Here is an 11,559-nt window from a genome sequence, read left to right on the forward strand (position 1 = left end):
GCAGTGACGACCAACGTGACCGAAAACGCGCCGAGCAACGAATCGCTGCGCTCACCGCTGCCACCGGAATTCGTCCGGCGCGAAGATCCGTTCCACGTCCCACCCGCATTGGTGGCCGTGGCCGAGCGGGGACCGGTCGCCAAGGCGACCCTCGCCGCGGGCGACCCGTTCTGGCTGGTTTCCGGATACGAAGAAGCGCGCGCGGTGCTTTCGGACCCGCGGTTCTCTTCCGACCGGTTCCAGTACCACCCGCGGTTCAAGGAGCTGTCGCCCGAATTCCGTGAACGCCTGCGCGACGACAAGGCGCGCGCCGGGTCGTTCATCAACATGGACCCGCCGGAGCACACCCGGTACCGGAAACTGCTCACCGGGCAGTTCACCGTGCGCCGGATCCGCGAGCTCGGCGCCCGGATCGACGAAATCGTCGCCGGCCGGGTGGACGCCATGCTGGCCGGCGGCACCACCGCCGACCTGATGACGGAGTTCGCGTTCCCCGCGCCCTCGCTGATGATCTGCGAGCTGCTCGGCGTGCGGTACGAGGCCCGGGCGGAGTTCCAGCAGCGTGCGGCCGCACTGCTGCAGATGAACCAGCCGGTCGCGGAGGCGGTGAAGAACGCCGACGCCCTGCGCGCGTTCATGCAGGAGCTGGTCGAGGACAAGCGCCGGAACCCGGCGGGTGACCTCCTCTCCGGCCTGATCCACCACGCCGGCGCCGACCCCGCGCTCACCGACGACGAGCTGATCAACATCGCGAACCTGCTGCTCATCGCCGGCTACGACACGACCGCGAGCATGCTGGGGCTCGGCATCTTCGTGCTGCTGCAGCGCCCGGCACAGCTCGCCACGCTGCGGGACGACCCGGACCGCATCGCCGACGCCGTCGAGGAGCTGCTGCGCTACCTGTCCGTGGTGAACCCGGGGATCTTCCGGTTCGCCAAGGAGGACCTGGAGTTCGCCGGCGAGCACATCCCGGCCGGCTCGACGGTGGTCGTGTCGGTGGTGGCCACCAACCGCGACCAGCGGCAGTGGCCGGACCCGGACCTGGACTTGACCCGACCCCGCGGCCCGCACCTGGCCTTCGGCCACGGCGTCCACCAGTGCCTCGGCCAGCAGCTGGCCCGGATGGAGATGCAGGCGGGGTACGCGGAACTGCTGCGCCGCCTGCCGAACCTCCGGCTGGCCGTGCCGCCGGAGGAGGTCCCGCTGCGCAACGACATGCTGACGTACGGGGTGCACTCCCTGCCGATCGCCTGGGACGCCCCCTAGACGAGTAATGCGTAACTCGGTCAGTGGTCGTAGGCGGTCAGTGATCGGGTGATGGGTTGGCCGGTGGCGCGGTTGTGCCAGATGGCGGCGGTGAGGGCCAGGAGGCGTTGGGCGACGCGGACGCCGACGCCTTCGATGGTGCGTCCACCGTGCTGTTCCAGGTTCAGCTGGCCCTTGAGGGTGTCGTTGACCGACTCGATGAGCTGGCGGATGGACTTGAGCAGCGGCTCACCGGGATGCGGCTTGCGGTTGCGGTAGGACGGCCGGATCAGCCGGACCCCGCGCTCGGCCAGGAAGCGGTCCAGTTCCGCGGAGACGTAGCCCTTGTCGGCGATGATCAGCAGCCCCGGACGTTCGGTGAGCAGGTGGGGTTCGTGGTCGCAGATGGCCATGAGCACCTGCCGCTCGTCGACCTTCGGGTCGGCCAGCGCCCAGGCGACCGGGAGTCCGGCCGGGGTGCAGACCAGATGCAGCCGCAGTCCCCAGAACCAGCGCGAGTGTGAGCGGCAGAAGCCATACTTTGCCCAGCCGGCCAGCTCCGAACGCTGGACCGTGGGTCGGGAGCGACCGCATTCGACCGGGGTGGAGTCCACGATCCAGGTGGTGTCGGTCCACAGGTCGGTGTCCGCCGCCAGCCAGCGCATGACCTGCTTGACCAGCGGCAACGCGGCACGCAGCCGACGGTTGTAGCCGGACTGGCCAGGCAGATAGCGGAACGCGCCGGGCATCCGGGCGGGCAGGAACCGCAGCCAGCGGGCCTCGGAGGTGAACCCCAGCAACGCCTGGGCCACGGCCAAGGTCACCAGCTCCGCGTCGGTCAGCTTCGGCGGCCTGCCCACCCGCCGCCTGCCGGCGAGGTGGTCGTCGATCTTGACGTAGAGTGCGGTGAGAAGGGTGTTCAGGTCTGTCGTCACAAACCGATCTTGAACACCCTTCGCCCATCTCCAGCCACCACCCAAACTTACGCATTACTCGTCTAGGACACAGAGGGCCAGGGCCCGGACCGCAGCCGGCGGTCCGGGCCTTCACGCGCTGCGGACGCCAAGCGCCCCAATGAGGTTTTCTCAGTAGCGGCCGTTGAGCTTCCCCCGGTTGTCCGGACACCTGACCTGAGATGACCGATGGTCACCAGGGAGGATGTTCCGATGCCTGCACCACACCCGCCTGAGTTCCGTCAGCGCGCCGTCGAGCTGGCCCGCCTCGGCGACAAACCGGTCGCCGCGCTGGCCAAGGACCTGGGGATCAGCGAGTCCTGCCTGCGCAACTGGATGGCCCAGGCCGACGCCGACGAGAACGGCTCAACCACAAAGCTGACCAGTGCGGAGAAGAAGGAGCTTGCCGAGCTGCGCCGGAAGAACCGGCAGCTTGAGATGGAGAATGAGATCCTGAAACGCGCGGCGGCGTACTTCGCGCGGGAGAACATCCTCCCAAAGTAACCTTCCCGCTGGTCTGTGAACTCGCCGCGGACGGTATCGACGTCACGGTGGCCTGCCGGGTATTGAACGTGTCCCGCTCCGGATACTACGAATGGCGCGACCGGCCGCCCTCGACCCGAGAGGCGGAGAACACGGTACTGCTGAAACACATCGAACAGATCCACGCCGATTCCCGCGGCACCTACGGCTCACCGCGCGTGCACGCCGAACTCATGCTCGGTCTGGGGATGCCGGTCAACCTCAAACGGGTCGAGCGGCTCATGCGCGAGGCCGGGATCCAGGGCCTCTACCGGCGCCGCCGGCACCACACCACAGTCCGTGACCCGGCCGGGCAACCCAGCGCCGACCTGGTCAACCGCCAGTTCACCGTCGACGCCCCGGACCGGTTGTGGATCACCGACATCACCGAACACCCCACCGAGGAGGGCCGGGTCTACTGCGCCGCGGTCATGGACGCCTATTCCCGGCTCATCATCGGCTGGTCCATCGCCGGCCATATGCGCACCGAACTGGTCACCGACGCCCTCGGTATGGCCATCCTGCGCCGCCAGCCGGAAAACGACACCACCATTCTACATTCCGACCACGGCTCGCAATATACCTCGTGGGCATTCGGGCAACGTCTCCGCAATGCCGGACTGCTCGCGTCCATGGGCACAGTCGGCGACTGTTACGACAATGCCATGATGGAATCGTTCTGGGGCACTCTTCAGCTTGAACTTCTCGACTCGAGAACGTGGAAAAACCGAGACGAACTTGCCAATGCGATATTCGAATGGATAGAGTGCTGGTACAACCCGAAGCGGAGACATTCCAAGATCGGGATGCACAGCCCCGCCACGTTTGAGGCCCTCAACCAGCCACCACACGCGGCACCCTGACCCCACACCCGCCGTGTCCGGCGAACGGGGGGAAGCTCACGTGGTGTTCGTGGTGGGTGAGGACGAGGGCTGCTTGGACGATGTGGCCGATGCGGTGGGGGCAGAGGGTGATTCGTTGGAGTGCTGACCAGCGGGTTTTGAGGAGTGCCATGGCGCGTTCACCCAGGGCGCGGGCCCGGGCGTGCAGCAGGTTGTGGACCCGTTGCCGGGCGTTGAGGGGTGGTTGACCTGCGGTTTTCTTGAACGGGGTGAGGATGCCGATCCCGGCGGCGTGGTAGGCCTTGTCGGCCAGAGTTCTCAGGCCCTGGCCGGCGGCGGCGGTCAACGCGCCGACGATTCCGTGGTCGCGGGCGGCGGAGAGGTCGTTGCGGGAGCCGGGCAGCACCGCCGAGACCCACAGCGGGAACCCGTCGGGGCTGGCCAGGAACTGGATGTTCCCGCCGAAGGCGCGGTGCTTGCCCGAGTACCACAGGTGCACGATCCGGCCACGGTTCTTACCTTTGGTTTTGATCGTGGTGGCCGCGACCCGGTCACACGGGATCAGGGTGCCGTCCAGGATCACGTGTGTGTCACCTCGGGTGTGGCGCTCGCGCAGGACCTGATGCAGGTCCGGGGCCTGGGCGGCGAGGGCGGTGATCGCTTCGTGCAGGTAGCGGTAGGCGGTGGCGATGCTGATGCGATGGTCGGCCGCCAGCCGGTGCAGGGGGGTGGCGTCGCGGAACCAGCGCAGCACCAGCACCGCCTGCCAGTACGGGGTCAACGCGCGCCGGCCCCGGCGGGTGCCACGCCGCCGACGCTCGGTGTGCAGGACACGGGCAACGAACCAGACCAGTTCACGCGCCACATCGAGGGTGGCACCATAATTGATCACGTGGGGCCTCTGGAACCTCGGACTTGATCTTCGCAAATCCAGTCCTACCAGGGGCCCCACGCCTCATCCACACACCACACCGCTACTGAGAAAACCTCATTGGGGCGCTCGGGGCTCAGGGGGCGACGCGCTCGATGTGCCACCCGTCGTCGTTGCGCACGTACCGCAGCCGGTCGTGCATCCGGTCTTCCCGCCCCTGCCAGAACTCGACCAGGTCCGGCCGGATCCGCCAGCCGCCCCAGTGTGGCGGTGCCGGGATGTGCTCCACGTCCGCGAAGCGCCGCTCGATCCCGTGCAGCGCGTTGTCCAGCGCGCGGCGGCCGTCGACCACGCGGGACTGCGGTGACGCCCAGGCGCCCAGCTGCGAACCGCGCGGACGCTGGGCCCAGTACTCCGCCGTCTCCTTGACGCCGACCTTCTCGACCTCGCCGCGGACGTGGACCTGGCGGTGCAGCGCGTACCAGGGGAACGTCACCGACGCGTACCGGGTCGCCGTCAGGTCGTGGCTCTTCGATGACGTGTAGTTCGTGTAGAACACGACGCCGCGGTCGTCGAGGCCCTTGCACAGGACCGTGCGGGACGACGGGCGGCCTTCGGCGTCCGCCGTCGCCAGCACCATGGCGTTCGGCTCCGCGATGCCCGCCGCGACCGCCTGGTTCAGCCAGCCCTGCAGCTGATCGGTCCAGGTGGCGGCGAGCGCGGTTTCGTCGAACGCCGCGCCGTCGTAGGCCACGCGCATTCCGGGAAGGCGTACTACGGCGTCTTCCACCTGGTCCTCGATCTCCGGCATCATCGCCAAACCTCCACGCCCGGTCGGGGCATCAGTCGACTTCGGCTTTAGGGCACGTTAGGGCCTCGGGACCGGCAGCGGAACCCACCTAACGGTGACACCCGCCACCACCACGACGTAACCGCTGGACAACAAGCCGTAACCGGCGCGTTACCTCCTGGACCAGGATCGATACAGGACGCACCTACCTTCGGCCCGTTCCCCACCACCCCCGGAGGCAGGCATGACCGAGACCCTGTCCAGCGCCGAAAAGAGCGCCCCGCCGAAACGCCGGTACGCGCCGCTCGCGGCGAACGAAAACCGCGAGGACTACTCGCTGCGCTTCGCCGCTCATTCGTTCCGGAAATGGTCCCCGTTCGTGGTCGCGACGACGGCGCTGGGCGGCATCGCCTACCTCGCCGACTTCGCCATCGGCGCCAGCATCGTCCTCTCCTACGGCTTCACCTCCGGCGTGCTGGCGATCCTCGCCGCGGCCGTCGTCATCTTCGTGACCGGCGTGCCCATCGCGGCCGCCTGCGCGAAGTCCGGAGTGGACATGGACCTGCTGACCCGCGGAGCCGGCTTCGGCTACTTCGGTTCGACGCTGACCTCGCTCGTGTACGCGAGCTTCACCGTCATCTTCTTCTCGCTCGAGGGCTCGATCATGGGCCAGGCCTTCGAGCTCGCCCTCGGCATCCCGCTGCCCATCGGCTACCTGCTCGCCACGCTCATCGTGCTGCCCTTCGCGCTCTACGGCATGGGCGCGGTCGCGAAGATGCAGACCTGGACGCAGCCGCTGTGGATCGCCGGCCTGGTGCTGCCGTTCGTCGTCGTGCTGGTCCGGGAGCCCGGCAAGTTCGCCGAGTTCACCCAGTTCGGGGGTACCGAGGGGGCCGGCGCCGGGTTCTCGGCGATCGGGTTCGGCTTCGGCATGGGTGTCGCGCTGTCGCTGATCGGGCAGATCGGCGAACAGGCCGACTACCTGCGGTTCATGCCCGAAAAGACGGCGGAGAACAAGCGGTCGTGGTGGGCCGCCGTGCTCGCCGCCGGGCCCGGCTGGGTGCTCCTCGGCGCCGCGAAGCAGATCGGCGGCGCGCTGCTGGCCTTCCTCGCGCTCGGCGTCGTCGGGAAGACGCACGCGCTGGAGCCGATCGCGCCGTACCTCGAAGCGGTGAAGCCGGCGCTCGGGCCGGTGGCGCTGACGTTCGCCGCGCTGTTCGTCGTCGTCTCGCAGATCAAGATCAACACGACGAACGCCTACTCCGGCTCGCTGTCGTTCGCGAACTTCTTCTCCCGCGTGCTGCACAAGCACCCCGGCCGGGTCTGGTACGTGCTGGTCAACTGCGGGATCGCGCTCGCGCTGATGGAGTTCGGCGCGTTCGGGTTCCTCAACAAGATCCTCGGCTTCTACTCGAACGTCGCCATCGCGTGGATCGGCGCCGTCTGCGCCGACCTGGTGATCGCCAAGCCGCTGGGCCTCTCGCCGCGCTACATCGAGTTCAAGCGGGCCTACCTGCACAAGATCAACCCGGTCGGGTTCGGCTCGATGGTGGTCGCGTCGGCGGTGTCGATCGTGGCGTACTTCGGCGCGTTCGGGCAGTTCCTGGCCGCGTTCAGCCCGCTGCTCGCGCTGGTCATCGCCGTCGTCCTGGTGCCGGTGCTGGCCGTGGCGACGAAGGGGAAGTACTACCTGGCGCGGGAGAACACCGTCGCCGGCCCGGACTCCGACGTCGACCTGCGCGCGACGCACACCTGCTCGGTCTGCGGCGACCCGTACGAGCTGCCGGACGTCGCCGACTGCGCGAAGCAGGACGGCCCGATCTGCTCGCTGTGCTGCACGCTCGACAACACCTGCCACGACGTGTGCCAGACGACCGGCCCGGTCGCGCTCGGCCTGCCCACGGTCCGGACGCCGTGACGTCCGTGAGGGCCCTTTCCCGGCACCGACTGCCGGGAAAGGGCCCTCACGTGAGCCGGCCTCCCCCCGGTTCCCCCTCCCGGCTCGACTCCTTCACGTTCGAGGGTGCCCCGGGGTTGCCCGGGAGTCCCGGGATTTTTCCGGCCGCATGATGGCCGCCAGCATCAACGCGCGCAGCTCCGCGCCGACGTCCTCCACCGGCAGCGGCGGCTCGTGCGCCTGCCACTCGCGCAGCAGGCCGGTGGCCGCGCCGACCAGGGCGATCGCCGTCAGCCGGTAGTTGCGGTCGGGCGCCGCGCCGTGCTCGGCCGCGCGGCGCGCCTCCGTCTCGATGAAGGTCGCCCAGCGGTCCACCCACACCTGGTGCTGCTCCTCCAGCTCCGCGCTGACGCCGACGGCTTCGACGTAGTTGAGCCGCGGCAGGCGCGGGTCGACGGTGACCGTGTCGATGAAGACGTCGAGCAGCGTGGCGATCCGGGTGACGGCGTCGGCTTCGGCGACCTTGTCGAGCGCGGCGGTGACGTGCTCCAGCGCGAGGCTGTTGATCCGGTCGTGCAGCGTGCGCAGGACGTCTTCCTTGCCGGTGAACTCCTCGTAGAAGTTCCGCGTGGACACCCCGGCGCGGGCGCACACCTCGGTGATCTTCGTCTGCCGGAAGCCGGCCGAGGTGAACAGCTCGAGGCCGGCCGCGAGCAGCCGCTCACGGCGGTCGGCGCGGCGTTGTTCGGGGCGACGCCGCCGTACGTGCGAGCCAACGGTTGTCTCCTCCTTCTGAGGGATTGCCGGATCCTACCGGCCTGGCTAAATTGTGAAAACCTCGATTACCAAACAACCGGAGGCAACGATGCTTCGTCGGTTACTGGTCGCCGTCGCGCTCCTTTTCGTGACAGCCGCCCCACGGCGCACGCGGAGCCGGGTGTCCTGTTGGAACAGAAGCCGACGACGGTGTTCGTCGGCCCGTTCCCGGCTCCCGTCAAGGCCTGGCACCTGCTGTACCGCTCGACCTCGGCGACCGGCGAGCCGAACGCCGTCTCCGGCACGCTGCTGGTGCCGCCGACGCCGTGGCTGCGCGGCGGCCCGCGGCCCCTGATCACGTACGCGGTGGGCACGCACGGCCTCGGCGACCAGTGCGCGCCGTCGAACCTGCTGGCCCACGGCATCGAGAACGAGAGCGCGCTGCTGGCGCAGGCGTTGTCGCAGGGCTGGGCCGTCGTGGTCACCGACTACGAAGGGCTCGGCACGCCGGGCACGCACACGTACGCGGTCGGGCAGTCCGAAGGCCGCGCGGTGCTCGACGCGGCACGGGCCGCCTCCCGGGTGGCCGGCGCGGGCCTGTCCCCGTCCGGCCCGGTGGGCGTGTTCGGGTATTCGCAGGGCGGGCAGGCCGCGGCGTGGGCGGCCGAGCTGCAGGGGACGTACGCGCCTTCGCTGAACGTGGTCGGGGTGGCGGCCGGCGGTGTCCCTGCCGACCTGAACGCGGTGTTCGCGTCCAACGACGGCGGCGCGGCGTTCGGCTTGGTGCTGGGCGCGGCCACGGGCTTCGCGGCGGCGTACCCGGACGTGCCGTTCGCGTCGATCCTCAACGACCGCGGCCGCGAGGCGGTGGCCAGGGTGTCGAAGGCGTGCACGGTGGAGCTGGGCGCGGCGGCACCGTTCGCGCACCTGCAGGACTTCGTGACGGTGCCGGACCCGATCCACGAGCCCCACTGGCAGGCGCGGCTCGCGGAGAACTACCTGGGCACGACGGCCCCGAAGCCGCCGGTGTACCTGTACCACGGGACGTTGGACGAGCTGATCCCGTTCAGCGTCGGCACGGCGTTGCGCGACCGCTGGAAGTCCTTGGGCGCGAAGGTGACGTGGCAGGAGTTCCCGCTGCTGGAGCACATCGGGGGCGTGTCGATCGGCGGCCCGGCGGCGATGACCTGGCTGGGCACCAAGTTCTGAAAACTGTCGGTGCCCCCCGGTAGCGTGGAAAACGGGGGCTGCTCAGAACGGCCGCAGCGCGGTGACCGCGTCCGGGGCAAGGGAAGTGGTGAGGGTGCCGCCCGCAGCGAGGGGGCTGCGGGACCACCACTCACCCGACGCCGCCGGCCGTTCCGGCCCGCCGACCTCCAGGTCCGTGGCCAGCACCCGGCGGCCCGCCAGCACGGCCAAGCTCCCGTCCAAGCCCGCGTCCCCCACCGAAAGCGTCTGCCGGAGCACCGGAGTCCCGGCCCGGACCACGTCCAAAGTGGTCACCAGCGAGCCCGGCTTCTCCCCGGCCCGCCCCAGCACCAGCACCTCGCGCGTGTGCAGATACGCATCAGGCGCCAGCAAGGCCCGGAACACCGCGTGGTGCCGGGCCCGCGCGGTGATCACCGTCGGCTCGGGCAGATACTCCAACGAACCGCCATCCTCCACCACCACATCCACAGTGGACAGTGACGACTCACCGTGCAGGCCGGGCAGAGCCAACGTGGCCGCCACCCCCGACAGCCGGAGAGAGGCGCCCGGTCCGACGTGGACGGACAACAGCAGGTCGTCCCCGCCCAGCGGCGACGTCGCCGAGTTGACCAGGTGCACCACGGCCGTCGAACCCGGACGTCGCCGCGGGAACAACGTCAGCGGCGCCATCGAACGCAGCTCCCGCAGCACCGTCCGCGTACCGTCGAAGCACGCGGTCAGCCGGGCGTGGGCCTTCACAGCAGCGAACGGACCCAGTCGGCCACCGCCGGCGCGTCCGGGGTGTCCACAAGGGACTGTGTGATCACCGGCAACGAGCCGCGCATCCGGTGCGCGTCCGACGTCATCACTTCCATGTCCGCGCCGACCAGGTGGGCGATGTCGATCTTGTTGATCACCAGCAGGTCCGCCGTCGTGACGCCGGGGCCGCCCTTGCGCGGCACCTTGTCGCCGCCCCGCGACGTCGACCACGAAGATCTGGCTGTCCGCCAGGCCGCGGCTGAACACCGCCGTCAGGTTGTCGCCGCCGCTCTCGATGATCACCAGGTCGAGGCCGGGGAACTTCTCCTCCAGCCGCTCGACCGCGTCGAGGTTCGCGGTGATGTCGTCGCGGATCGCCGTGTGCGGGCACGCGCCCGTCTGCACCGCCTCGATCCGCTCCGGGTCCAGCACCCCGCGCGACGCAGGAAGTCCGCGTCTTCGGTCGTGTAGATGTCGTTCGTGACGACGGCGAGCCGGATCTCGTCGCCGAGTGCGCGCACAGCGCCGCGGTCAGCGCCGTCTTGCCCGAGCCGACCGGGCCGCCGATGCCGATCCGGTAAGCGCGGCCCGCGGTGGGTGCGGCGTCGTAGTGGTCGGGTTCCGCCGCCGTCGGGTCGAAGTTGACCTCGTGGAAGTGCCCGTGACCGTGGCCTTCAGCTGGCAAAGAGACGCACCTCTTCCTGGTGGTGCCGGGCGTGCGCCTCGGCGAACAGATCCAACGCCGGCGACCCCGGCGACGGCAGTGCCGCCGGGTCGTCACCGGCCACGGCAGCGGCTTCCGCACAGACGGAAGCAAGATCCAGACGGGCAACGACGGCGTTGACGGCGAAACGGGTCCAGCCCCAGCAGCCGGACCGCGGCACTCGCCGGGCCGCTCACCGACAGGTAGGCGGCCGCCATCGCGGCGTCGTACGGCGTCCCGCCCGCGACACCGACCAGCGCACCCAGGATGATCGGGTGGTGTGGCCGCGGCGTCTCGGCCAGCAGACCCGCCAAGACAGGCGAAGGCCACGCGATCCGCCCGGCCCGCGCGGTCCCGCGGCCTTGGGCGCGCGAAGCCTCGCGCTGCGCGAGCGACGGGGTGCGCGCATCCAGCTCACTGTCCAAAAGCGACCAGTTCCCCTGGTTGACCGCAGCGTGCGCCGCAGCCGCCGCGAACACCGCCGCCAGGGAACCCGCCGTCCGCAACCGTCCGGAAAGGAATCCCGGCAGGTCGCGCACCGACGTGACCAGGCGGCGGGAAACGACCCTCTCCAACCCGCCACTGTGGACGTGACCGCCGCCGGGAAACCGGGAGTCCGCGAGAATCAGTGCCGAAAGGTCCATCAGAACAGGAAGTACCTTTGTGCCATCGGCAGTTCCGTCACCGGCTGCGGTTCGATCAGCTCCCCGTCGACGTGCACGGCGAAGCTGTCCGGCTCGACGCGGACGTCCGGCGTCGCGTCGTTGAGCACCATGTCGGCCTTGGTCCGCGCGCGCATGTTCGACACGGCGACCAGCGGCCGGGTGATGCCGAACGTCTCGCGCAGGCCACTGTCCAAAGCGGACGGAGCGACGAAGTGCAGGCTCAGCGCCGCGCCGATCGACGCGCCGAACATCGGCCGGCGAGCACCGGCTGCGGCGTCGGGATGGACGCGTTTCGCGTCGCCCATCGCGCCCACGCCGGGAAGCCGCCCTTCAGCACCACGTGCGGGCGGACGCCGAAGAACTTCGGC

At 69.6% G+C, this 11,559-nt stretch carries 8 protein-coding genes and 5 pseudogenes; 5 read left to right on the forward strand and 8 right to left on the reverse strand.

Translation table 11 applies throughout. The features are described from left to right. Window positions 1–3 precede the first annotated feature (3 nt). On the forward strand, window positions 4–1,266 hold the full coding sequence (locus BLW76_RS05425; protein WP_091304041.1) for a cytochrome P450: 1,263 nt from the start codon (window positions 4–6) through the stop codon (window positions 1,264–1,266). 20 nt (window positions 1,267–1,286) lie between these two features. Here BLW76_RS05425 and BLW76_RS05430 read toward each other — a convergent pair whose 3' ends face one another. Then, window positions 1,287–2,180 carry an IS982 family transposase gene (locus tag BLW76_RS05430; RefSeq protein ID WP_091304040.1) on the reverse strand — a complete coding sequence of 298 codons (894 nt, stop codon included), beginning with the start codon at window positions 2,178–2,180 and terminating at the stop codon, window positions 1,287–1,289. Window positions 2,181–2,411: 231 nt separating this feature from the next. On the opposite strand from BLW76_RS05430, the gene BLW76_RS05435 reads away from it, so the two are divergent. Together BLW76_RS05435 and BLW76_RS05440 are read left to right on the forward strand one after the other, a co-directional pair. After that, window positions 2,412–2,702: a transposase gene (locus BLW76_RS05435; protein ID WP_167384425.1), complete on the forward strand. Its 291-nt coding sequence runs from the start codon at window positions 2,412–2,414 to the stop codon at window positions 2,700–2,702. 8 nt (window positions 2,703–2,710) lie between these two features. Further along, window positions 2,711–3,583 (forward strand): IS3 family transposase, encoded by an 873-nt coding sequence (locus BLW76_RS05440; RefSeq protein WP_143060522.1) that lies wholly within the window; start codon window positions 2,711–2,713, stop codon window positions 3,581–3,583. Window positions 3,584–3,629: 46 nt separating this feature from the next. Here the strand turns inward: BLW76_RS05440 and BLW76_RS05445 are convergent. Then, a pseudogene (locus BLW76_RS05445) lies at window positions 3,630–4,454 on the reverse strand (HARBI1 family protein); the annotation flags it as partial. Window positions 4,455–4,569: 115 nt separating this feature from the next. After that, a complete protein-coding gene (pdxH, locus tag BLW76_RS05450) occupies window positions 4,570–5,247 on the reverse strand; it encodes a pyridoxamine 5'-phosphate oxidase (RefSeq protein WP_091304706.1) in 678 nt (225 codons plus the stop codon). A 220-nt stretch (window positions 5,248–5,467) separates the two neighbouring features. Between pdxH and BLW76_RS05455 the strand changes: the two genes are divergently transcribed. Then, window positions 5,468–7,141 (forward strand): purine-cytosine permease family protein, encoded by a 1,674-nt coding sequence (locus BLW76_RS05455; protein WP_091304707.1) that lies wholly within the window; start codon window positions 5,468–5,470, stop codon window positions 7,139–7,141. 46 nt (window positions 7,142–7,187) lie between these two features. Here BLW76_RS05455 and BLW76_RS05460 read toward each other — a convergent pair. Continuing rightward, window positions 7,188–7,896, reverse strand: a pseudogene (locus BLW76_RS05460) (TetR/AcrR family transcriptional regulator). Window positions 7,897–8,065: 169 nt separating this feature from the next. Between BLW76_RS05460 and BLW76_RS05465 the strand changes: the two are divergent. Then, window positions 8,066–9,085: a lipase family protein gene (locus BLW76_RS05465; protein WP_244170052.1), complete on the forward strand. Its 1,020-nt coding sequence runs from the start codon at window positions 8,066–8,068 to the stop codon at window positions 9,083–9,085. A 42-nt stretch (window positions 9,086–9,127) separates the two neighbouring features. Here the strand turns inward: BLW76_RS05465 and BLW76_RS05470 are convergent, their stop codons facing one another. The 4 genes and pseudogenes from BLW76_RS05470 to ureC all read right to left on the reverse strand — a co-directional run. Then, the gene (locus tag BLW76_RS05470; RefSeq protein ID WP_091304708.1) at window positions 9,128–9,823 is read right to left on the reverse strand and encodes an urease accessory protein UreD; all 696 of its coding nucleotides are present in this window, start codon (window positions 9,821–9,823) and stop codon (window positions 9,128–9,130) included. Next, a pseudogene (gene ureG, locus BLW76_RS05475) lies at window positions 9,820–10,508 on the reverse strand (urease accessory protein UreG). The gene BLW76_RS05470 and the pseudogene ureG overlap by 4 nt, the downstream one beginning before the upstream one ends. Next, window positions 10,498–11,170, reverse strand: a pseudogene (locus tag BLW76_RS05480) (urease accessory protein UreF). The pseudogenes ureG and BLW76_RS05480 overlap by 11 nt, the downstream one beginning before the upstream one ends. Further along, window positions 11,170–11,559: pseudogene (ureC, locus tag BLW76_RS05485) on the reverse strand (urease subunit alpha); the annotation flags it as partial. The pseudogenes ureC and BLW76_RS05480, both read right to left, overlap by 1 nt.

This window comes from Amycolatopsis tolypomycina (assembly GCF_900105945.1).
Classification (GTDB): Bacteria; Actinomycetota; Actinomycetes; order Mycobacteriales; family Pseudonocardiaceae; genus Amycolatopsis; species Amycolatopsis tolypomycina.

Coding starts and splice junctions, on each gene's coding strand:
- BLW76_RS05435 (WP_167384425.1), top strand. CDS start 2,412: ATGCCTGCACCACACCCGCCTGAGTTCCGTCAGCGCGCCGTCGAGCTG.
- pdxH (WP_091304706.1), bottom strand. CDS start 5,247: ATGATGCCGGAGATCGAGGACCAGGTGGAAGACGCCGTAGTACGCCTT.
- BLW76_RS05455 (WP_091304707.1), top strand. CDS start 5,468: ATGACCGAGACCCTGTCCAGCGCCGAAAAGAGCGCCCCGCCGAAACGC.